This is a genomic window from Hominibacterium faecale, from assembly GCF_020734085.1.
GTDB classification, from domain to species: domain Bacteria; phylum Bacillota; class Clostridia; order Peptostreptococcales; family Anaerovoracaceae; genus Hominibacterium; species Hominibacterium faecale.
Genome location: NZ_JAJAGH010000007.1, coordinates 125,585 through 149,195, shown reverse-complemented (window position 1 = coordinate 149,195; position 23,611 = coordinate 125,585). Strand labels below are relative to the sequence as shown.

Sequence of the window (23,611 nt, the reverse complement as noted above, 5' to 3'; positions counted from 1 at the left end):
AAGAACATGGATGAAAACAACACAAAGTATTACGGATACATTGAGCCAGGTGAAGACATGCATTACTTTATCAACAAGGATGGATTCAGGGCAGGCTTTAACGTGGGCATCATCGTCCTTCCGGCATGGTTTCCATGTCAGCCGGGCCATGTGACCAACGCCACTACGTTTCACTTCCCGGTGAAATACGAAGAGGCCAAACAGTCCAGCATTCAGTCCGTTGTGAAGGAGGGTAGCGGAGATATTGTAGATGGAATCATTGATGCCGCAAAAAAACTGGAACGAGACGGATGCCGCGTTATTATCGGCGACTGCGGGTACTTCGGCCATTATCAAAAAAAGGTTGCGGCTTCCGTAGAGGTACCGGTGTATATGTCCGGAATTATTCAGGTCCCGATTATCAGCATAGGACTGAAGCCGGAACAAAAAATTGGAATTCTTTGCGCGGACGGACCCAATCTTACCTTTGAACTATTCCAAGAGTGCGGCGTTTCAAAAGAAGATTATGAAAGGTGCATCATTTATGGGGCGCAGGACCAGCCTGAATTTTCCAAGGTAGCGATTGAACCGGGAAACCTGGATACCCGTATTATCAGGAAGGAGCTGGTCGGTTTAGCAGAAAAAATGGTAAAAGAACATCCGGAGATTGGAGCCATCCTGCTGGAATGTACGGATATGCCCCCATATGCGGCCTCAATTCAAGCGGCGACCAGCAGGCCGGTATTCGATACGGTAACGCTTATCAACTATTTGTATCATGTGGTTTCACAAAGGCATTATGGTGGTTTTATTTAAAACCAACCGATGCGTCCGGAAGGAGAAAAAAATGGAGACGGAAATTTCTTATGGCCTTTTAACGCTTTTACCGCCAGTTATTGTTATTGGAGTCGCCTTATATACAAAGCTTAATTTTGAATCCTTAATGTTAGGCGCATGGATTGCATTCATCATGTCCCAGGGTTTCTTTGGAAGTATTCCCGCCCTTTTAGACAGCTGCCAGACTGCGGTTTCTGAAAATGCTTGGATGTATATTGTTTTGGCATTAGTCGGCAGTTTAATTACACTTTTATCCGCCTCAAAGGGAACCTTTGGTTTTGCCAAGTTCCTGCAGAAATATGCAAAATCTGAAAAAAAGACGCTAATGTTCGGATGGGTACTGGGACTTTTGATTTTTATTGATGACTATTTAAATGTATTGACCGTATCCGCCTGTACAAAGGAAGTATCTGACCGGCAGCGCACGCCCAGAGAAATGCTCGCTTACGTGCTGGATTCCACGGGAGCACCCGTATGCATTCTGGTGCCTTTGTCAACCTGGGCTGTCTTTTATGGTAACGTATTTGCGCAGCAGGAGTCGCTGGCGGAATTAGGGGATGGCGCTTATTTGTACTTACATAGCATACCCTTCGCATTCTATGGATTTACGGCTGTCATACTGGTCCCGCTGGTTATTTTAGGAGTTGTACCAAAGATAGGGGCTATGAAAAAGGCTTATAAAAGGGTCGACGAAACAGGCATGGTTTATTCCGAGCTTAGCGCCAAGTTGAATAAGGATGAATTGTCCGTAGATGAGCCGCTGCCGGATGGTAAGATCATTGACTTCATGCTCCCGATGGCCGTTGTTGTAGGAGTGGCTATTTGGAAGGACGATTTGCTGACAGCCCTTGTGATCGGCATCTGTGTTGCCGGAATCCTTTATATACCGAGGAAAGTCATGAAACCTAAGGAATTCTGCGAAGTGTTTACCCAGGGGCTGACTACGATGCTGCCGATGATTGCAATTTGTATGGCCTCGCAGGTGGTGAAGATGTCTATGGACAGCATTAATCTGCCGACCTATGTGGTAAATGCGGTGCTCCCGTTTGTCAATCCGGATACGCTGGCTGCGATTACCTTTGTTGTTGTAGCTCTGCTGGCCTTTGTAACCGGGAGCAGCTGGGGTGTTCCGGTGGTATGCGTGCCGATTATCGTACCACTGGCCGTGGCAAGCGGCGCACCGATCTTCCTGGTGCTTGGAGCCATTGCCAGCGCTGCAGCCTTCGGAAGCCATGCCTGCTTTTATACAGATGTTACGATCATGTCTTCGCAGGTTACTAAAATCAATAATATGGAGCACGTATTGACACAATTGCCATACGCCATCATTGCAGGACTTGCAGCAGTTGTTCTGTATTTGGTATTCGGTTTCGTGTTATAAAGTAAACGCTAGTAAGAAGGAGAGGCGCAATGTTTCTCCTTCTAAAACAAACCAGATAGGATAAAAAAATGAACTGGAAAGATACATACAAGGCAAAACTGACCACGCCTTCTGAGGCGGTCAAACAGATTAAAAGCGGAGATACGGTGCTCCTGGCCCACGCCGCGGCGGAGCCAAAAGTGCTGGTGGAGGCGATGGTGGAAAATTACCGGGCTTACACCGATGTCACCGTATCCCACATGATATCCCTGGGCCAGGGGCGCTATGCAAAGCCGGAGATGAAGGAGCATTTTCGCTACGTGGGATGGTTTACCGACCCAGCCACAAGGGCCTCCATTCATCAGGGCCACGGCGACTTTACGCCGGTATATTTCAGCCAGATACCCGGCATGATCCGAAGGGGAGTATTTCCCGTCGATGTCTTCATGGTTATGGTATCCCCGCCCGATGAAAAGGGAGTCTGCTCCGTAGGGGTTTCCTGCGATTATACCATGGAGGCGATCCGATCAGCAAAAACGGTTATCGCACAGATTAATCAGGAGATGCCCAGAGTTGGGAGAGATGCTTATGTGCATATCGATGATTTTGACTGGATCGTAGAGGCGTCCCATCCCTTGCCGGAAGTTTTCTGGGGCCAAAGCGGCGAGAAGGACATGGCCATCGGCCGCTACTGCGCTTCTCTCATCGAGGACGGCGCTACCTTGCAGCTGGGCATGGGCGGAATCCCCAACGCGGTGCTGGCAGCGCTGAAAAAGAAAAAGCATCTGGGCATCCACTCTGAAATGATCTCCGACGGAGCCATAGACCTGATTGAAGCGGGCGTCATTGACGGCTCGGAAAAGTCCATTGACCGGGGCAAGGTTGTGGTGAATTTCCTGTACGGCTCAAAGAAGCTTTATGATTTTGTAGATCACAATCCTCTGATCGAGCTGAAGCCGGCGGATTACACCAACAATCCCCTGGTGATCATGAAAAACAGCAAGTTTGTCTGCATCAATTCGGCAATCGAAGTGGACCTCTGGGGCCAGGTGAACGCAGGCAGCATGGGCGGAAAAATTTACAGCGGGGTAGGCGGACAGGTGGACTTTATTCGGGGAGCGGCCATGTCGGAAGACGGCAGGGGCATCGCCATCATCGCCATGTATGCCGCCGCGGTGAAAAAGGATGGGAGAAAATTTTCAAAGATCGTGGGCAGCCTCAAAGCGGGTACTTTAGTGACCACCTCTCAGCACGACGTGGATTATGTGATAACGGAGTACGGCATCGCCGGCCTCAAAGGGAAAACCGTAAAAGAACGGGCCAGGCTGCTGATCGCCATCGCCGACCCCGATTTCAGGGAAGAACTGGCATCGGATTTCGAGGCCCGCTTCGGGGAGAACTATTAAGGAGACAAACAGATGGAATTTACTTATTCAAGAGAACAGCAAATGGTAAAAAAGATGATCAAAGAGTTTGCGGAAACAGAGATCGCTCCCATCGCAGAGGAGCTTGACGCAGAGGCGAAGTATCCATATGAAACCGTAGCCAAGCTAGGAAGCCTGGGTGTGATGGGAATGCCATTTCCCGCAGAATACGGAGGCGCGGGAACTGATTATCTGACCTATATTATGGCAGTAGAAGAGCTTTCCAAGGTAGACGCTTCCCACGGTGTCATTGTTCAGACCCACAATGCCCTTTGCTGCTGGCCGATTTTTACTTATGGAACAGAAGAACAGAAACGAAAATACCTGCCTGATCTGCTGTCAGGAAAAAAGCTGGGCGCTTTCGGTTTGACAGAACCCAATGCGGGAACGGACGCGGCCATGCAGCAGACTACAGCGGCGGACGGCGGAGACTGCTGGATCCTCAACGGCTCAAAGGTCTTTATTTCCGGCGGCGGGATCGCGGACGTTTATGTGATCATGGCTATGACGGATAAGAGCAAAGGCAACAAAGGGATCAGCTCCTTTATCGTAGAAAAAGGAACGCCGGGCTTTTCCAGGGGAAAGAAGGAAAACAAAATGGGCATTCGCGCGTCCATCGCGGCGGAGCTGGTATTTGAAGACTGCCGGATACCCAAAGAAAATCTGCTGGGAAAAGTAGGAAAAGGCTTTAAAACAGCCATGACATCCCTGGATGTGGGAAGGCTGGGGATCGCGGCCCAGGCGCTGGGAATCGCCCAGGGAGCTTTCGATCAGACCGTGGAATACATGAAACAGCGAAAGCAGTTCGGCAGGAGTTTGAACAAATTCCAGGCCTTGGCCTTTGAAATGGCTGACATGAAAACGAGAATCGACGGCGCCAGGCTGATTCTGTATAACGCTTGCAATATGCGGGACAGAGGGCTCCCCAGTACCATTGAAGCGGCGGAGGCCAAGCTGGCCTGTTCCGAAGCTGCATCCTATGTGGTGAATAAAGCGGTCCAGTTTCACGGCGGGTACGGATACATCAAGGATTATCCGGTGGAGCGGATGTACCGGGATCAAAAGATAACGGAAATTTACGAAGGCACATCGGAAGTGATGAAAATGGTCATCTCAGGCAGCATCTTCAGCTAGGAGGAAGGGGAATATGAAAATAATCGTATGCGTAAAGCAGGTGCCAAATACCAATGAAATTAAAATCAACCCGGAAACCGGGACGCTGATTCGCGATGGGGTGGAAGCCATCCTCAATCACGATGATGCCAATGCCCTGGAAGAGGCGCTGCGGATAAAAGACCGGGACCCGGAGGCAAAGGTGACGGTTCTGACCATGGGACCGCCCCAGGCAAAGGAAATGCTGCAGGAATGTATTGCCATGGGCGCCGATGAAGGGATTTTGCTGTCGGACAGGCTGCTGGGCGGCTCGGACACTTGGGCCACGTCCAACGCTTTGGCGGCGGCAATCAAAAAGATCGGCGGTTTTGACATCGTCTTTGCGGGAAGACAGGCCATTGACGGAGACACAGCGCAGGTGGGTCCCCAGATCGCAGAAAAGCTGGGAATCCCGCAAATTACCTACGTTAAGGAGTTTCATTTGGATAAAAACCGGATTACCGCAAAAAGAGCGCTGGAAGACGGGTACCAGCTTCTCAAAACAAAGACGCCATGCGTCCTGACCTGCATCAAAGAATTGAACACACCCAGATATATGACGGTTCCGGGCATTTTGAGGGGAGCGAAAGCCGACATCAAAGTTTGGACCGCAGAGGATATCGGCGTAAACGAGGGGCTGGTAGGGCTGAAAGCATCTCCCACCAATGTATATAAATCCTTCACGCCCAAGCCCAAGGGAAAAGGGGTGACAGTTCAAGGAGATACGGCAAAGGAGCTGGCAGCAAACCTGATCGCAGGGCTGAAGGAAAAACATAGAATCTAGGAGGATTGAACATGACAGACTTTGCACAATACAAAGACGTATGGGTATTTGCCGAACAGCGGGCCGGAAAACTGATGAATGTGTCCCTGGAGCTTTTGGGCGAAGGCTGCCGGCTGTCGCGGGAAATCAGTGAAGAAACCAGGGTTTGCGCAGTCTTGATCGGGGATCGGACAGGGCATCTTGCAGACGAATTATATGCATATGGTGCAGACGTTATCTATCAAATCGACCATGCGCTTTTGAAGGAATATACCACGGACGCTTACGCCAAAGTGATGACCGATGCCATCAATACCTATAAGCCGGAGATCGTTCTCTTTGGGGCTACCTTCATCGGAAGGGACCTGGCGCCGAGAATCGCCGCCAGACTGGACACCGGGCTTACGGCGGACTGTACCAGACTGGACATCCGCACAGCGAACTATATCGACTATCTCAAAAGGGATACGACAGCGAGCACGGACGGGCTTGATCCGAAAGGAGACGACAAAGGTTTGAAGCAGACCAGGCCAGCCTTTGGCGGAAATCTGATGGCGACCATTGTTACGCCCAATACCAGACCACAGATGGCCACCGTAAGGCTCGGTGTGATGGACCGAAAGGAAAAGAACGAAGGCGCCGGAGGCCAGCTCATCAAGGTTCCCGTCAACTTGTCGGCGGACGACATTCACGTGGAGGTTGTGGAAACAGTCAAGGCAGCGAAAGCATTTGTTTCTCTAACCGATGCGGAAATTATCTGCTCCGGCGGAAGAGGCCTGGGCGGCCCGGAAGGGTTTGAGTTGATCGAAAAGCTGGCGGATAAAGTGGGCGGCGTGGTGGGCGCATCCCGCGCGGCGGTCGATTCGGGCTGGATCGACCAGAGCCATCAGGTGGGACAAACGGGAACCACGGTAAAGCCGAAGATTTATTTTGCCTGCGGAATTTCCGGCGCCATCCAGCACCAGGCCGGCATGAAGGATTCGGATATCATTATAGCCATCAACAAAGACCCGGGAGCGCCGATGATGGAGCTGGCCGATTATGCCCTTTGCGGGGATTTGAAAAAGGTGATCCCGGAACTGATCGCTCAGTGGAATACGGAAGCATGAGGTGATAGTATGGCAGAGAAAAAAACATCAAAAGAGCTGCTAAATGAGATGGTTGCCCGGCATTATGCCGATGCGGCAAAAGCAAAAGAAGAAGGAAAGCTGGTAGCGTGGGCTACGTCCATTTGCCCCCAGGAGCTTCTGGAAGCTATGGATATTTATGTTGTTTATCCGGAAAACCATGCGGCCGCCGTTGCGGCGCGAAAACAGTCCATGGAATTTCTGGAGCAATCCGAAGGGTGCGGGTATTCCATCGACATCTGTTCTTATGCCCGAGTGAACCTGGGGTACAAGGATATTATGGAATCGGAAGCCTGCAACATTCCGGCGCCGGATCTGGTATTCTGCTGCAATAATATTTGCACCACCGTTGCCAAATGGTATGAAAACCTGGCGACCGAGCTGGACATTCCCTTTATCCTCTTTGATACGCCGTTCAATCACCTCTATGAAGCGCCGGATCATACGGTTGCTTACATGAGAGGCCAGATCGAATATGCCATCGAACAGCTGGAGGAGGTGACTGGCAGGGACTTTGACTACGACAAGCTGTCGGAGGTCATGAAAATTTCCAACGAAACCGCCTACTGGTGGAGAAAGGCCTGCTTTACGGCCCGCGCCAAGCCGTCGCCGCTCAACGGATTCGATATGTTCAACTATATGGCCCTGGTGGTCTGTATCCGGGGCAAGAAGGAAGGGCGGGATCTATTCAAGTTGTGGTGCGAGGAGCTTGAGGCCTGGGCGAAAAGCGGACTGGGCCCCTGGAAAGAAGGGGAGGAGAAGTACAGAGTGATCTGGGACGGCATTGCCTGCTGGGTACACTTGAGCCCAACCTACAAAATCCTGAAAAAATACGGAGTCAACGTGGTAACATCCCTCTATCCCGATGCATGGACCATTCGTTATGAAACAAACGATATCGAGGGTATGGCCCGGGCGTACAGCTACTATCACGCCAACCGCTGCGTGGACTATGTTTCCGATACTATGATCGGACTTGCGAAAGAGTTCGATATAGACGGAGTCGTGTTTCATTCCAACAGGAGCTGTAAGCTCATGGACTTTACCGTATACGAGCAGCAGCGAAGATTGGAGGAAAAGGCGGGAATTCCATCCGTTGTCTTTGACGGAGATATGTGCGATCCGCGAATCCTTTCCCAGGCCCAATATGAGACGAGAATACAGGCGCTGGTGGAAATGATGGAAAAGCGCAAGGCGGCAAAGGAGGAACAGCAATGTTAAAGGAGACAATCACCAAATTGGAAGAGCGGGCGCTGCATCCCGGAAAAGCGCTGGCTTCCATCAAGGAAGAATGCGGAAAAGATGCGGTGGGGTGCTTTCCCATTTATACACCGGAAGAAATCGTTTATGCGGGAGGGTTTGTGCCCGTGGGACTTTGGGGCGGCAAGACGGAAATCAAACGGGCCGATCAGTTTTTGCAAGGTTTCTGCTGTTCCATTATGAGAGCCAACATCGAACTGGGCATGCGGGGCGTTTACGATCAGCTGAAAGCGATCCTCATACCGGGTCTGTGCGATACGCTGAAATGTGTCATTGAAAACTGGAAGACCGCGGTGCCCCAGGTGCCGATGATCGGGCTGATTTATCCTCAGGCCAGGTGGACCAGGGCGGCAGAAGCCTATCTGGAGACGGAATTAAAGCGCGTTCGTTCTGAGCTGGAGCAGGTGACCCATACGCTGATCACCGATAAAAAGGTGGAAGAGGCCTTTGCCGTGTATGAAGAATACCGGGCCGTTATGCGTGAATTCGCAGAGGTTGCCGGAGACTATCCCATTACCATCGACGCCAAAAGAAGACATCTGCTCATTAAGGCCGGATACTTTATGGACAAAAAGCTGTATACCGCGGAAATGAAGAAAGTGATCGAGGGCCTTAGGGCCATGGAAAAAGAGCGGTTTGGCGGCGTCAAGGTCATAACTACAGGGCTTATCGTGGAGCCTGCGGAAATTCTAGATTTATTCCGTGAATGCGATATTGCCATCGCCGCAGATGATCTGGCCCAGGAATCGAGACAGTTTCGGACGCCGGCCAGAAAGGAAGGCAGCGTCTGGGAAAAGATGGCGGGGAGAATCATCGATCAGAGGGGCTGCGCCTTTCTGGCGGAGCAGAAAAAATCCAGAGGGCAGATGCTCATCGATCTGGTCAAAGAAAAGGAGGCCCGGGCCGTGGTCGTATGTATGATGAAATTCTGCGATCCGGAAGAGTTCGATTATCCGGTTTACAAGGCGCAGCTTGAGCAGGCGGGAATTCCGGTCCTGTATCTTGAGCTCGACCAGCAGATCGAATCCTTTGAGCAGATCCGGACTAGGATCCAGAGCTTTGCCGAGATGCTTCTGTGAAGGAGGTAAAGATGTACTTAGGAATTGATATTGGCTCGTCCTCGTCAAAAGCCGCAATTTTAGACGCCGAGGGCGGATTGATCGCTCATGCGGCTGTCAATGAGGGGACGGGGACAAAAGGCGTCGATCAAGCGTTGGAGCTGGCATTTGAGCAAGCAGGAATAGGAGTTGATGCCGTCAGCTTTACGGTGGTCACAGGATACGGGCGAATCACTTATGAACATGCGGACAAACAGATCACAGAAATTACCTGCCATGCCAAAGGGGTGTCTTATTTATGTGAAACTGCCGGGTGCATCATTGACATTGGCGGCCAGGACGCAAAAGTAATCAGGATCGGGGCTGGCGGAATTGTGGAGAATTTTGTGATGAATGAAAAATGCGCGGCAGGCACAGGGCGGTTTTTAGAAGTCATGGCCAGAGTGCTGGGCTGTAACTTGGGCGATTTGTCCCAGTTGGCCGATCAATCGACCAAGGATGTGCCCATCAGCAGCGTATGCACCGTCTTTGCGGAAAGTGAAGTGATTTCCCGGCTGGCGTCAGGCGAGAAACGCTCGGACGTCGCCAAGGGCGCCCACAGGGCGATTGCCAAACGAGTGGCCGGTATGTGCGGGCGTGTTGGCCTGAAAGGGAATGTGGTTATGACAGGCGGGGTGGCGCTGAATTCCAATATGGTAGAGACGATGGGAGAAGAACTGGGCCGGGAAATAAAAGCGGCCCCGCACCCCCAGGAAGTGGGGGCCATCGGAGCGGCGGTATTTGCGAAAGAGTTGTATGAAAAGACGTTATAATCAATCTGGAATCGGAAGCTCCCGCGCCGCGCCGTTTTGCTCCGTCTTGTTTCGCCCTGCTGCCGGGCGAAATATCGAAACAGCGCAGCATGTTCATGGACTCTGACACTCCGATGGCGATTTCCCTTGGTATCCGGACTGTTTCCATGGGAGACTGTCAGTATCCAGAGAAAATAGCCGCTTTGCCGATACTTGAGCTAGCGGTCATTAAAAAGACGATCAGGATTGAATGATTTCGGGATCAATCCTGATCGTTTTTTCATTGTTTGACGCTGTGAAGGCATGTCAGTGGCTGTAAACACTACATTCCATATGGAGTGAGTTTCTTCATGTAATCGATGATATCTCTTCGATAGTTGGCTTTGCAGTCCCACTTTGCGTCTTTTGTAATTACCATGCTGTACATTTGGTCGTTGTCAAATGGCTTCCACTCGCCAATCAGATCGTTGCTTGGGTTGCCGGTTTTTGCAAAGCTGTAAAGCATCTTACGGGCCTGGGCGACTATATCATCTGACATTTCTTTGGGGTCGCCGGTCATCTCAGGATAACCTTCTTTGGTTCCGAATTCAAAGCAGAGATCCATACAATGGAGAGCTCTTCCCCAAGGAGATACTTCAGCAGCATCGCCGTTGTAATCCAAAACGCTATTCATATCCGGAGCATATTCCCAGTTGTACAGATACGTGTTTTTATTGTGCTTGGCCTGTACCTCGGCAATCAGATGAGTAGGATAATTAAAGTACACATCGTTAAACAAATCTTGTGCCTGCTTCACTTTGTCATCTCCCATAGCAAGATATCCGTCATAGAATCCTTTTTGATCGAGAGCATAGAATCTTCCATAGGTATCTGCACGTGCATCATCGATATCTTCCATACATTTTTTGATTGTGTCAGGATCTTTAATAGGCTTGGATATACTATTATCCCAATCAATGGAATTCCAATCTTCCTCTCCGTTGGTGCCGCCTATGAGTAAATCGATATCCTTGGCAGCGCCATTCTGTAGGTCTTCCCACCATGTTTCAGAAATAATCTTACCGTCCGCACATTTGAGCCCTGGATGGGCTTCGCCCAATTCGTCTGTAATTTTTGTCATTTTATCTGAAATCTGCTTATCTGTTAGTGCAGTGAGTTCTTCAATCGATTTAACGCCTAGTATTTTAAAAACTTTTTCCGAATTGCTTTTGACCTTTTCTTTTGATAAGGCCTCGCGTGACTGGCTGCCGCTGTTTATGACTGCTCTGTTGAAATATTTATGGGTGTCGGTGTCAGCCATTAGCATTTCTACCGCACCGCCGCCTGCGGACTGTCCCATGATTGTCACATTTTCTGTATCTCCGCCCCATGCTTCAATATTTTGGTTGATCCATTTCAAAGCCTGAGTTTGATCCAGTTTGCTCAGATTGATTGCGCTTGCATAATCATCCGTGTACCCTTCAAGTCCTGAAAGGTCAAGGCTTCCCAATATTGAAAGCCGATAGTTAATTGTAATAAATACGCAATCCTCATTCTCGGCAAGGTTTCTGACAAAATATTCCCCATCGTAGGTTGGATCCGATGTTCCTCCCCAGATACAGCTGCCGCCATGAATAAACATTATGACAGGTTTATCCTTCGTTGCAACATCTTTTGTCCATACGTTGAGAAACAGGCAGTCCTGAGAACATGGGTCCTGAGAAGCAACTTCTACTTCGTCATAAGGCTGGATACAGTTTTTTCCGAATTCCGTCGCCTCAATTTGGTCGTCTTCCGTTGTTGTTACATCTGCTGCCGGTTTAAAAGGCGCAAATTCCCCGTAGCGAATTCCCTTGAATTCAGCAACGCCGTTGTTTTCCTGGCCGATGTATGTTCCTGTGGGTGCTGTTACCTTCACGTCTTTTGTTTTTTCGGCGGAGTCTTTGTCAGTACTGCCGCATCCCGCAAAGGATATACATACTGCGAGCAGCAGTGCCATAATGCTGGCTAATAATGCTTTTCTTTTCATTTTAACCTCTCTTTCTATTATAAGTGTCCAGTTAAGATTTAGATTGTCAGGGTTATTCCTGCTTTGTTTTACAAATATCTAACTGTTCAGAATATTATAACAAAACTGAGGCGCTTGTGTATATGTTATTATGGTTTACCCTTTAATTAATGTGCCTAGCGATCCTTTCGTTTGATGTTATACATTAGCTCAAAACGGCAGCTGGAACCTCTCGCACCGGGCTGCTTTCATGGGAGGGCTGTTAGTATCCAGAAAAAAGGGCCTCTTTGCCGATCCTTTTGTCGGCGGCCATTAAAAGAAACGATCAGGATTAAATGGTTCCGGGATCAATCCTGATCGTTTTATCATTGCTTGACTATGTGAAGGCATGTCAATGGCTGAAAACTGTCTGTAATGGAAGGTTTTTTCGAAGCTTTTGATCGTGGCGCTTTCTAGGCCCGCAGGACGACAGAGCATTTTGTATAAAACGGGGAACCCATCAGAGTACATCGCCGATGGTCTGTTTGATCTTTGCAGCGCATTGCAGCAAATCTTTTTCTATGGCTTTTTCCTGCTCATGCATTTTTTCAGAAATGCCGGAAACGCTGATGACTGCCACCAAATCTCCCCGGTTGTTTTCAATAGGGGTCGCAATACATACTAGGCCGACGTCCAGCTCTTCATTATCCAAAGCGATTTTCCTTTCGCGCACTTCATTTAACATTTTTCGAAATGTGAATGGATCGGTAATCGAGTTGACCGTATATCTGGGCATAGGTTTGCTGAGCAGCTGATCGAGAACAGATTCTTCCTGATAAGCCAACACCACCTTGCTGATGGCGGCCGCAAACAATTCCGCCCGTTTGCCCACTCTGGACAGGATTCGAAAAGATTCGGTTTCGCCCACCTTATCGATGTAGACCGCATCGTAGCCGTCCGGTACGACCAAATGAACAGCCGTTTGATATTTGTCCGCCAACTGGTTGATATAGGGGCTGGCAATGGCGCGTATTTCCATGCTCTGGGCATAGAGCTGGCCTAAAATATAATTGGAAACGCCTAGGGAGTATTTACCGGTCGATTCATCATAATCCAGGTATTTGTGTTTCAGTAAAGTTTCTGCGATACCATAACAAGTGGTCCTTTTCAAACCGGTTTTTTTTGCCAGATCGGAGAGTGTGATTTTGGGTTCTGACAAAGTGAATTGCTCGAGAATTCTTAACGCCCGTTCGACGGATTGAATCGGTTTTGCTGTTGCACTGCCCATATTTCTTCGTTGTTGGTGTCAAAAAACACCAAGCGCTCCTTTCGTTAATCGATCTAATTCATATTATACATGATTCTAAATGGGTTTTGAATTAAATAATGGATTGTCTTTTATTCCGGTTAAAGAATCATCCATATAAAATGTATTATACATCATATTGTCCAAGATTTGGAAGAAAGTTATAGTGAATAACGAAAAACGGCCTGCAAGATAACAAACACCAAGAAGCGCACCTGCCGCCGACCGCTGCAGGTGTGCTTCTCTTTAAGGATGGGATTCCATAAATGATGACTGATCAATCCTCAGCCGATGAACTCACGTATAGAACCTTCATTTACATGCTCTGTCATAGTCTTTACAATACGGCCGTTTTCCACCAGCGCTACGGCAGGAAAGCGGTTGATCCCCAACCTGCGGGCAATTCCGTCCGACTTATAAATGTCAACTTTGGCGAGGGACAATCGTGGAGAAATTTCTTCCTCCAACTGTTCAATATATGTAAGAAGTTCACGGGCATCCGGATCAACGGCGCTGAACAAATAGACCAAGGCTGGTTTCTCCGCACGCAGAATCTGGCTTTCAAACATCTCAGACTCTGCGATATATTTTTCTGCACCGTAACCGGCTACAGCTCCATCGCCTACAGCAGTTGCAACCTGTTTCAAAAACTTATCGCGGACATCGCCTACAGCCCAGACGCCGGGAATGTTCGTTTCCATCCGTTCATTGGTTTTTAGATATTTGGATGGACTCATATCGAGGATATCCTGGAACAGTTCAGTGTTCGGCAGATATCCGATGAAGAGAAAACAGGTGTCCGCAGCAATCGGTTCCAGTTGACCAGTTTTGAGATTCTTCAGAACCACCCCTTCCAAATGATCATCTCCCTCGAAGCTGTCAGGAACCGTATTCCATAGAAATTCCATTTTCGGATTATCCATAGCCTGGCCTTTTGCGATCTCATTGCAGTCCATAATTCCCACGTCATGCATGACCGAGACCAGAACTTTATCAGCGAATTTGGTCAGGAACATGCCTTCTTCAATGGCGGCATCGCCGCTGCCGATAACGACAACGGTTTTTCCAGTATTTGCTGCCGCATCACAGGTGGCACAGAAAGAAATTCCTTTGTCATAAAGGTATTTTTCTTCGTTTTTCGCTCCTGTGAGCCTGGGTTTTCCGCCACTGGCAATAATGACCGCGCTGCACTCATATCGATTGCGAAACGTTTCTACCACCTTTGTATCTCCCTCTAAAGAAACGGATTTTACATCTGTTAATTTGAACTTTACTCCAAATTTTTTCGCCTGCTGATGAAATAAATTCATCAAATCCAGGCCGCTTTGGCCCTGAGGAAAACCAGGGTAATTTTCGATTTCATTGGTGTAGGTGGCAAGGCCCCCGACCAACGATTTTTCAATTAATAATGTCTTGAGACGCGCACGGCCGCAGTAAATTCCCGCAGTTAATCCTGCCGCGCCTCCCCCTATGATGACAACATCATAGCGCTCTGTTTTCTTTTCCAAGAATGCTCCTCCTTAACTCATGAACCATTTTTACAGTTACATAAAATATTTTGCCAACAGTTTGCTGCCGATAAAGGCGCCGACCAGCAGGAATAATGCAAACACCCATCCTGATACGGAAAGGGATGAAATACCTGTAAACAAGGCACCGATATTGCACCCGGTAGCGATTCTCGCGCCATATCCCATCAGTAAGCCTCCCAGAATCGCTGCAACGACCTGACGCATGGATTTGATTTTTTTAATTTTAAATTGTGATGCAAACAAGGTTGCAACAAGAGCGCCTACAATTACGCCCACATTTCGCAGACTGCCTACATCAGCGAAAAAACTGGTGGTGACTTCTTTATGCATGTTATCCGAAGCGAAATACGCCCAGTCGCTTGCGTGAATTCCGATAAGCTCTGCTAGCTTGGCTCCCCAGATACTGAAGGTAGTTGTTACGCCCCAGCCGGAGTTTAACACTGCCAGATGGGCAATCTGAAGAATCGAAAGCAGTACAGCGCCGCCAACGTAAGTCATAGGCTCCTTCAATAGACGTTTGTAAACGGGATTAGCCCCTAACTTATTCCAAAACTCTTTCAATTATGTTCACCGCCTTTTCTCAGGGTAATCATTTGGTCTTCTCAATTACAACTTCCCATTCACCATCATCCACTTCGTCGATATCCACATTGTGTCCCTGTGTTCTCGCCCATTCCGGGACATTTTTCATTGCGCAGCTGTGGTCGATTGCCACAAAAAGAACATCGCCAACTTCCAGCTCATTCATTTTTTTCTCCACCTTCATGAGTGGTACCGGACAAGCTTCTCCTAAACAATCCAATTCATATTCAGCCATTTTTTAAATCCTCCTGTTCATGTTTTAACAAATTATCCTTATAATATTTACTCAATGGAACCTAGTTTTTTCTTTTGCCAACTAAGGGCGGCGAGATAAAGCAGCAGAATAATCACTCCTTGGACAACCAGTGCTCCAGCCCATCCGAATACATCGGGCAAAAAAATCTTTGGTGCGTTTGTTTCCAGATTGCTCCAGAAAGCGCCCATATCGTGGCCTCCCCACAGAGAGCCGACGATAAAAAATACCAGCGCAAGCATCTGCATTGTAAATCCTTCACCGATACGCATCAGTGTTCCGCTGGCGCATCCTCCGGCGATTACCATCCCAATTCCGAACATGGTCGCTCCCAGTATTAGGGGGATGCTGATCGGATGCACAGCACCGGCTCCGGGAATGTCACTGCCGCTCAGATAAGCACTGTATTTGATGGCAGTGAAACCTAAAGTGGTCAGTGCAAATGCGATCAGTACAGCTCTTGTCAGGGAAGTACTGCCGGTAATCCACGGGTCCCGCATAGAAGCGGTAAAACAGAATCTGGATCGCTGAAGGACATATCCGAATGCGATTCCGAAGATCCAGCCGATTGCGGCAGTGGTACTGCCGCGATTTACCAGCCATGCGATTAAGATGATTCCGATGGTAACCAGAATCGCATAGGGAATCTGGCTTTTTTTTGGTTTGCGGGGTGTCCGTTTTCTGGGACTGCGCTCTATGGACGATGGTTTACTCTGGCCTTCACCCATTTTCGTTTCTCCTTTCTATCACTGTTAATTCTTTGACGATGACTATGGGATCATTATAGCATGGGCGTAATTAATCGGGTAATCGTAATACGTGAAGCTATATTAGAAAATCTTATGACAATTCAGATTGTTGTGATATAATAGTGGGCATAGTTATGGGATAATCCTGGTGTAAGATAGGATTGGAGGTAGGGATGAATATCGATACACTGTTTATGTTTATTGAAATTATTAACAATGGAAGTATTACAAAGGCAGCCGAACGTCTTCACGTATCGCAGTCCGCACTGAGCCAGCAAATCAAGTCAATGGAAAATTCCTTTGGCTGCCGGCTGCTTGACAGGAGTAATCAGGGCGTGAGTATGACTCCTGCCGGTGAACTAGTATATCAGCGTGCCCAGGAAATTTTGGGCGTTTATCAGACACTGGTCAACCAACTGGAACTTTTGCAGAAAAAGGATCGTTGTTTCCATATCCTTTCCATGGATGTGATTTATACTTATGCACTGCCTTGTGCGCTGTTTCAAATACAGAAAAAATTTCAAGAAGTCCGCTTGGAGACGAAAGTAATGTCCAGCGCACAGATCGAACAAAAAATCAATGCCGGTCAGGGTGATATTGGATTTATCGTCGGGCCTCCTGCAAATAAAGAATTATATAGCCGTTTTATGTTCTCTGATCCAGTGCATTTGGTCATGACTCCGAGAACGCACAAACGAAAGAAAATGGACTTGGATGAATTGCAACAACTACCGATGATGATGATCAGCGGCAGTCACAGAACCCAACAGAAGCTGGATGGGTATCTCGCTCAAAAAGGAGTTTCCAGGCAGCAAATGAATGTGACCTGCCAATTTGAATCCTTTGAGTCGGCAAAACAGTCGGTAGTCAATGGGATGGGGGCAGCTTTTCTCCCATATTCGTCCATAAAGAAAGAATTGTATAACAAACAGTTGGAAATTATCGAAATAGAAGAGTTTGAATTTAAGTTTCGTTACTATTTAATCAAAAATCCAAAATCTCAACAGGAAGATGTACAAATAAAAGATTTATTTGCCTATCTGGAACGAATGCTTGACTCGATGATTTGCTGACTCGGGAGCGCTGCGGATGGTGATTTCCCAGATACCGTTCATCACCTCCTCGCATGAACAGACCAGTTCTTTGGCCCTGCAGAATTCTTGAACGGATTTGCAGGTACAACTATGATCCGTTACGAGCATAACCTCTTCACCCTGCCCGATGACCGACAGTTCGTTTTGCAGCCGCATGACAGGAATGGGGCAGATTTGGCCTAAACAATCGAGTTTCTTCATATAAACGCCTCCTTTAACAAAGATTCTATATATCATAGAACAAAAATAAGCAAAAGTAAATGCCAAGTAAAACGTATTCGCGAGCTGGTAAATAAAAATAGGCTGATAAGAATTTCCAGATCCAACGGTGTACAGTGGGATCAGCCAGCGGATGTTTTTCCGCACTACGTTACCGGCAACAGTACCTTGCAAAGAGTCGCCCCCTTACGGGCGACATGTGGAAATAGGAATCTTTGATTCCGTCATTTCCACGTTTTTTATAAAAGATTAGAAAATGTTGGTAAGACAACGGAAATTTGTCGTTTGCTGTAGTATAATAGGGATAAAGAAAGCACATCATGTCTCATAATGAAGAAAAAAATCGAAGAAGTAAGAAAAAACTTGCGAAAAGATACGAGCTATAATACAATGTAACTGAATCTAGTAAATTTTGGATTATAAAAGTAAATATTGATGGTTCCGAACGTGAAAACCTAAAGGCTTTGGCCTATGGTTGAGCGTCGATGGGTAATACTGGAAACGGTGCTGCCTCCCGTGTTTTGGAAAGGAATGATGTATCAGAGGTAAATCACTCTTTCCCGTTTTTTAGGAAAGAGTTTTATTTTTTATATGCATTCCTTATTTTTGTGGCAACAAGTTTATCGATTTAAAATGTTAAAGTGAAGTGCGTGATACTTCTTTTGCATTTCGAGATGTGAGGCGTTCTATCAACTTATTCGTATATTGAACGAGGAGGATGAAAAATGAATCTTGCAAAAGGCAAAAAGAGGATCACTGTCAGTGTAGTAACGGCCCTGATGATGGTCATGGTCATGGTGCCGGGAATGGCGTTCGCAAACACAGCAGGGAATACGGCTCTATCCCAGACATCACAGAACCAGGGCATGTTCGTAAACTATATAGATGCTTCCGTTAATTCTAAGGATAGCAGAATTGGACAATATGGTACAACGAATATAAAACAGTATTTTTTCAATGGGGCAGATATAGAAAAAGAGAACGGCGGTATGGCAGATGATAGCCATCCGTATGTGAATTCTTATGGCTATAACTATTCGATTATGACCGACACGTCCGTTAGCGCATACTGGGACAACTATATTCAGGGAACTTTAAATCCGACCCAACCCATTAAGTTTGGATTTTTCCTGGGCGGTTCACAGACTGCCAAGTGCAATGACCAAATTATGGCTAGTAATATTATTCCCAAGATGAGCATTCAGAAGACGGACGGCACGGTTGTCCTGACAGGTACTCAGATTTACAAGGGCTGGAAACATCAGAGGCTGGCCAATGGCGGGGGAACTGGTTCCGGACCGCTCAGAGGGTTCGATGTATTTTTGGAGATTCCTGCTAACGCATTAGCTGCTAATACACAGTATGTACTGGTCCTTGAGTCAGGCATGGGCGTACAGACATTGCTGGATAAAAAGATTGTTTTCCATTTTTCCACAGATGCTTTTGCACAGAGCATTTCCCTGGGAAGTAAAGTAACCTTAAAAGAAGGCCAGACTAAAACATTAAAGGCCGCCATTAAGCCTGAAAATGTAAAAGAAAAAGCAGTAACATGGACTTCGGCAGACAAAGCAGTTGCCGTAGTTGATTCCAATGGTGAAGTCAAAGCGATGAAAGCAGGCAAAACGACAATTACGGCAGTAACAAAGGATGGAACAAATCTGAAGGCTTCCTGTCCAGTGGAAGTAACTCCCGTAATTGCGAAAGTATCATTAAAAGCAGTTTCGTCCAGCTACAATCGTGTAAAGCTGACCTGGTCAAAAGCCGCAAAGGCCGATGGTTATACCGTCTATCGATATAACGCAAAATCGAAGAAATACAAGCCTGTAAAACATACAACTGCCCGCAGCTATGTCGGAAAAAATCTGAAAACAGGAAAGACGTACGCATATAAAGTGAGGGCTTATCGGCTTGTCAATGGACAAAAAGTTTATGGCAGCTACTCTGCAAAGAAATCAATAAGGCCGGTGCCTTCCAAACCGGCCTTGAAAGTAAAGGCAGGGAAAAGAAAAGCTGCGGCAAAGTGGAGTAAAGTTTCAGGTGCGGATAAATATGTATTGTATAGAAGCACAAGCAAAAATGGCAAATATATAAAAGCAAGCATCACAGTAAAGAACAAATATACGGATAAGGGCCTCAAAAAAGGAAAGCGGTATTACTACAAAGTCCGCGCGTATAAAGTGGTGGACGGTAAGAAGGTATACGGAAAGACGTCACAATTGAGGACAGTAAAGGTAAAATAAATGTTTTGGTGTAAACCGGCCCATCGATTTAGCCTACTAAACAAATGATAATTCCTTTGCATCCAGCGATGCAGAGTAATTATATATAGCTTATTATTACATTTAAAAAGGAGGACGAAAAAATGAATCTTGCAAAAAGCAATAAGAGGATCATTGTCAGCGTCGTAATGGCGTTGATGATGGTGATGGCAATGATGCCAGGGATGGCGTTTGCCCAATCCGTTGTAGCTGGGTATGATGTAGCGATTCAAGATCCTGGGACCATATTAACCGGAACGAATCCGCAGGCAGCTGCAGATATCACGCAGCCAGCGGGGACAACTGTGCATATTGACTGGACAAGCAGCAATAAAAGTGTTGCGACAATCGGTATTCACAAAGGCAATATTACGCCTGTTGCAGAAGGAACCACAACACTAACCGCAACGCTGAGAGAAGGTGAGGCCCCAGGAGGAACAGGAACAGGACCTAGCGGCGATTGTACGGGTACAATCCTGGCAACCGACAGCATTACGGTGACCGTAGAGGAGTCAACCACATATGGATACCAGGGAACTGGCGGAAATACCATGTTGATGACGGCGCCATCGAATATTACTGGCGGAACCCTAACCACTGCAGGATATACAAATAAGATTAACGATCAAATGACGGTTGATAATGGAAGTTGCCAATTTACATTTACAATGAGTGCGGGAATGAACAATTTCCAAGAATCAAAATTTAAAGAAAACAGCCTTCCATACATCCAGGTAGTCAATCCAAGAGGAGCTGTTGTTGCAGGAACTTCTGTGACTTTTGAAAGTTATGATGCGGCAGCTAAGAAGATTACCATTTCAGCAAAAGGGCTGACTGCGGGGAAATCATATGTACTTAAGTTTGGAGAACAGGTATGTGGGAATAACACAGATAGGAATTTGGGCGTACCTGTAAAGTTTCAGTTTACGACAAAATAAGCTGATATTTGGAAGGAGATGAGGAATTGCGCTGAATTTGATCAGCACAATTCCTCCCTTATTTAATATGAAAATGAGAAAAATACTAGGGTTAGTAATAGTTGTTTTTGTAACGTGTGCTTACATGCCGGTATTCTCTTTTGCAGGGGGGACGTTAAATGATGAAAGCGGCATATATATAACAATAGAGGGAATAAAAGCGGAATCCCCAGAGCAGTACTTTGAAATCAATGCATTATCAGGATCAAAAGAAATAGCTGCGTATGATGCTGACGGAAACGATATTTCCAGGGAGGTGGAGTGGACATGTGATACAGACAATGTATCTGTGGAGTCCGACGGTCTGAAAAAACGTTTGAAAACGACACTTGCACCTGTAGGAAAAACAGCAGTTGTTACAGCAACCGATTTGAATGGAAAGAAAGCCGCTGTAGATGTTAAATTGGTTCCATTGAATTTGGACGATTCATTATTGACGGTAACAATGGTCAATGACTATGGTGATCGTTGGCTTGAAACAGAGTATGACTATAGCTCTTCGTTCCCAACAATGCTTAGGATTATGGTACGCACGCCGGGTTATGACAAAATAGATGGTACAATTGCAGGATACATTCGCGAACATGCTGTGGTGCAATCTACAAATGAAGAGGTTCTCCCGGCACAGAATGTTCTGTCATTTGATGGAGATGATCCTAACCAGGCATATTGGGATTTATGTGCAATCGGAGAAGGAAAAACACAAATTACTCTCTCAATAGAGGATGAGTATATGAGCTGGTCGTACTCGATTGATGCGGAAACTTTAAATGGTATGAAGTTATCAACGCAGAATCTTTATATGGAGCCGGGAGAAGAAGCACTGTTAAAAGCAGAAATCCAGCCTGGATCAGAACCGCAGGATGTTACCTTTGAATCTGATAATGGAGATGTGGCTGCGGTTACTGAAAGTGGAAAGATTGTTGCTAAGAAGAACGGTAAGGCGACAATCACAGTAAAGCAAACAGATGGATCGAAGTTTGAAGGCAAATGTTTGGTACTTGTTGTTAAATCAGGATTGTATTTAATTGATGAGGGCTTTGATGCTTCTTGGGATCCATCAAAGATGCATTATATTGATACGTCCAAAGGCTTGGAGCTGACGGAGCCAACACCAGTCTTATTACGATATTGTACGAAGGATGATATTCAGGGGCATAATACAGACATATGGCAGAGCCATGATACAGGCATCGTTACTGCAACCAGTATGCTGACAAATGACAATGTAAAGGGCAGGATCACACCAAGAGGTAATGGACAGACGGAGATAAAGGCAATATCAGGAAAAGGGGCTGGAGGCGGTTCTGGGACCATGATATTTACAGAAAAGGCTAAATGCAAGGTGACCGTAAATGTTCCATCGCTGCAGCCAGTAGAAACCGGCGTTCGCAAAGATTACAGCCCGCAAGGCATGGCAGGTACCACCTTGGAGATGGAAGGCTTCAATATGTCTACCAATCCGTCCAACGGATTTGAGTATGAAAACTACATAAACAGCTTACTTGATAAGAAAAGTGCGGACTTTAAATTCACAGTAAGAAGCAGCAAGGGAGACGGCGGCGTAAAACCAGAGGATTATGTAGAAAAATGGATGCTGAATCATATCGCGTTATATACAAAAGATAGGAGCAAAAAGATTGCTTCATTTAAAGATGGAGGGCTGATCTTAAAGTCCACAGAAACCAATGCGAAAAAAAACCCAACAAGCGTAAGCTTTTCAATTGATCAGAAGCGGCTTAACTATGATACCGAGTATGTGCTTAACTTTGGACAAGGGTTCAAATTATTTAATTATATTGAAAAAGACGTTAGTTTTTACTTCAAAACCAAAAAGTTTACCAAAGCAACAGCCATATCCCTCAACAAACCTTCTGCAAACATCCCAGTCAACGGCACATTGGAATTAAAGGCATCCTTTATGCCAAAAGACGCGGATGACACAGAATTAACATGGAGCTCAACGGATCATTCGGTGGCAAAGGTCGATAACAGCGGAAACGTTACGGGAGTCAAAGCGGGTACAGCTATCATTACTGCAGTTAACAAGAACGGGCTGTCCTCCTCCTGCAAGGTCACTGTGGATCCTGTTCAAGTCGCCCCGGCAAAGATCAAAGCTGCCGCAGCCGCTTATAACTCTGCCAAGATTAGCTGGGAAAAGGTAAACGGTGCGGCCGGATATGCAGTCTACGGAGCGGCATCCAAAAACGGCAAGTATGGAAAATTAACGGAGACCAAAGCTTTCAGCTATCTCGATAAGGGTTTGAAGACTGGCAAAACGAAATATTATAAAGTCAGAACTTATACGGAAGTCAATGGCGTTAAATATTACAGTGCTGATTCCAATACTTCTGCGGCAAAGCCAGCCTTAAAGCCTATCAAAAAGGTTAAGGCGCAGGCCTCCTATAACAAAGCAACGGTATCTTACCAACAAATTCCCGGCGCCAGCGGATATGTGATTTATAAAGCTTCTAAGAAAAATGGAGCGTATAAAAAGTTAGCCGTTGTAAAAGGAGGAAAAAACAAATCCTTTACTGACAAAAAAGTCAAGACCGGAAAAACCTACTATTATAAAGTAAAAGCTTACCGTAATGTGGATGGCAGAAAAGTCTACAGCAAGATATCCAAACCTGCGGGTGCAAAAGCAGCCCTTGCCGTATCAAAGATGACCTTGAAAGCAAAGAAGAACGGCATTGTAGTTAAATGGACAAAAGTAAAAGGCGCGCATAAATATCAGATTTATAGAAGTACAAAGAAGAATGGCGGCTATATTCTGGTGAGACAAACGGCAAAGAGAAGCTTTACCGACCAGCAAGTCAGCGGTGGAAAAGCCTACTTTTATAAGCTGCGTGCGTACCGCGTGGTAGATGGCAAAAAAGTTTACAGTAAGTATACGAAAATACAAAGGGTTAAAGCAAAATAAA

20 protein-coding genes and 1 riboswitch are annotated in these 23,611 nt (G+C 46.7%); of the genes, 13 read left to right on the top strand and 7 right to left on the bottom strand.

Annotated features, from left to right (window positions below; genetic code table 11):
- Positions 1-6 precede the first annotated feature (6 nt).
- The 9 genes from LG211_RS10340 (at position 7) to LG211_RS10300 (ending at position 9,772) form a co-directional block, all read left to right on the top strand.
- Complete coding sequence (locus LG211_RS10340; RefSeq protein WP_148396356.1) at positions 7-795, top strand: aspartate/glutamate racemase family protein; 789 nt, start codon at positions 7-9, stop codon at positions 793-795.
- A 31-nt stretch (positions 796-826) separates the two neighbouring features.
- Entirely contained in the window at positions 827-2,197 is a 1,371-nt protein-coding gene (locus tag LG211_RS10335) for a Na+/H+ antiporter NhaC family protein (RefSeq protein ID WP_269477458.1), read from the top strand.
- A gap of 68 nt (positions 2,198-2,265) precedes the next feature.
- Positions 2,266-3,582 carry an acetyl-CoA hydrolase/transferase family protein gene (locus LG211_RS10330; protein WP_269477457.1) on the top strand — a complete coding sequence of 439 codons (1,317 nt, stop codon included), beginning with the start codon at positions 2,266-2,268 and terminating at the stop codon, positions 3,580-3,582.
- A gap of 12 nt (positions 3,583-3,594) precedes the next feature.
- A complete protein-coding gene (locus LG211_RS10325) occupies positions 3,595-4,734 on the top strand; it encodes an acyl-CoA dehydrogenase (protein WP_269477456.1) in 1,140 nt (379 codons plus the stop codon).
- A 13-nt stretch (positions 4,735-4,747) separates the two neighbouring features.
- Complete coding sequence (locus LG211_RS10320; protein ID WP_269477455.1) at positions 4,748-5,536, top strand: electron transfer flavoprotein subunit beta/FixA family protein; 789 nt, start codon at positions 4,748-4,750, stop codon at positions 5,534-5,536.
- 11 nt (positions 5,537-5,547) lie between these two features.
- Positions 5,548-6,624: an electron transfer flavoprotein subunit alpha/FixB family protein gene (locus LG211_RS10315; protein WP_417448599.1), complete on the top strand. Its 1,077-nt coding sequence runs from the start codon at positions 5,548-5,550 to the stop codon at positions 6,622-6,624.
- A gap of 9 nt (positions 6,625-6,633) precedes the next feature.
- Positions 6,634-7,863 (top strand): 2-hydroxyacyl-CoA dehydratase subunit D, encoded by a 1,230-nt coding sequence (locus LG211_RS10310; RefSeq protein WP_269477453.1) that lies wholly within the window; start codon positions 6,634-6,636, stop codon positions 7,861-7,863.
- Positions 7,857-8,981, top strand: coding sequence for a 2-hydroxyacyl-CoA dehydratase subunit D (locus LG211_RS10305; protein WP_148396363.1), 1,125 nt, complete (start codon positions 7,857-7,859; stop codon positions 8,979-8,981). Before LG211_RS10310 ends, LG211_RS10305 begins: the two co-directional genes overlap by 7 nt.
- Before the next feature lie 11 nt (positions 8,982-8,992).
- Positions 8,993-9,772 carry an acyl-CoA dehydratase activase gene (locus LG211_RS10300; protein ID WP_148396364.1) on the top strand — a complete coding sequence of 260 codons (780 nt, stop codon included), beginning with the start codon at positions 8,993-8,995 and terminating at the stop codon, positions 9,770-9,772.
- A gap of 301 nt (positions 9,773-10,073) precedes the next feature.
- On the opposite strand, the gene LG211_RS10295 is transcribed toward LG211_RS10300, so the two are convergent.
- The 6 genes from LG211_RS10295 to LG211_RS10270 form a co-directional block, all read right to left on the bottom strand.
- Positions 10,074-11,759, bottom strand: a complete 1,686-nt coding sequence (locus LG211_RS10295) for a carboxylesterase family protein (protein WP_269477452.1) — start codon at positions 11,757-11,759, stop codon at positions 10,074-10,076.
- Positions 11,760-12,237: 478 nt separating this feature from the next.
- Positions 12,238-13,005, bottom strand: coding sequence for an IclR family transcriptional regulator (locus tag LG211_RS10290; protein ID WP_269477451.1), 768 nt, complete (start codon positions 13,003-13,005; stop codon positions 12,238-12,240).
- Between the two features lie 302 nt (positions 13,006-13,307).
- Positions 13,308-14,531: an FAD-dependent oxidoreductase gene (locus LG211_RS10285; RefSeq protein WP_269477450.1), complete on the bottom strand. Its 1,224-nt coding sequence runs from the start codon at positions 14,529-14,531 to the stop codon at positions 13,308-13,310.
- Positions 14,532-14,567: 36 nt separating this feature from the next.
- Complete coding sequence (locus LG211_RS10280) at positions 14,568-15,116, bottom strand: YeeE/YedE thiosulfate transporter family protein (RefSeq protein WP_148396368.1); 549 nt, start codon at positions 15,114-15,116, stop codon at positions 14,568-14,570.
- A 28-nt stretch (positions 15,117-15,144) separates the two neighbouring features.
- Positions 15,145-15,372 (bottom strand): sulfurtransferase TusA family protein, encoded by a 228-nt coding sequence (locus LG211_RS10275; protein ID WP_148396369.1) that lies wholly within the window; start codon positions 15,370-15,372, stop codon positions 15,145-15,147.
- A 47-nt stretch (positions 15,373-15,419) separates the two neighbouring features.
- Positions 15,420-16,118, bottom strand: coding sequence for a YeeE/YedE thiosulfate transporter family protein (locus LG211_RS10270; protein ID WP_148396370.1), 699 nt, complete (start codon positions 16,116-16,118; stop codon positions 15,420-15,422).
- Between the two features lie 215 nt (positions 16,119-16,333).
- On the opposite strand from LG211_RS10270, the gene LG211_RS10265 reads away from it, so the two are divergent.
- Positions 16,334-17,212, top strand: coding sequence for a LysR family transcriptional regulator (locus LG211_RS10265; RefSeq protein ID WP_269477449.1), 879 nt, complete (start codon positions 16,334-16,336; stop codon positions 17,210-17,212).
- Here LG211_RS10265 and LG211_RS10260 read toward each other — a convergent pair.
- A complete protein-coding gene (locus LG211_RS10260; RefSeq protein WP_148396372.1) occupies positions 17,168-17,434 on the bottom strand; it encodes a sulfurtransferase TusA family protein in 267 nt (88 codons plus the stop codon). The genes LG211_RS10265 and LG211_RS10260 overlap by 45 nt on opposite strands.
- 445 nt (positions 17,435-17,879) lie before the next feature.
- Positions 17,880-18,000: riboswitch (molybdenum cofactor riboswitch) on the top strand.
- Between the two features lie 177 nt (positions 18,001-18,177).
- Between LG211_RS10260 and LG211_RS10255 the strand changes: the two genes are divergently transcribed.
- The 3 genes from LG211_RS10255 (at position 18,178) to LG211_RS10245 (ending at position 23,610) form a co-directional block, all read left to right on the top strand.
- Positions 18,178-19,692, top strand: a complete 1,515-nt coding sequence (locus LG211_RS10255) for a fibronectin type III domain-containing protein (RefSeq protein WP_269477448.1) — start codon at positions 18,178-18,180, stop codon at positions 19,690-19,692.
- A 122-nt stretch (positions 19,693-19,814) separates the two neighbouring features.
- Positions 19,815-20,648: an Ig-like domain-containing protein gene (locus LG211_RS10250; protein ID WP_148396373.1), complete on the top strand. Its 834-nt coding sequence runs from the start codon at positions 19,815-19,817 to the stop codon at positions 20,646-20,648.
- Positions 20,649-20,685: 37 nt separating this feature from the next.
- Entirely contained in the window at positions 20,686-23,610 is a 2,925-nt protein-coding gene (locus LG211_RS10245) for an Ig-like domain-containing protein (protein ID WP_269477447.1), read from the top strand.
- Position 23,611 lies beyond the last annotated feature (1 nt).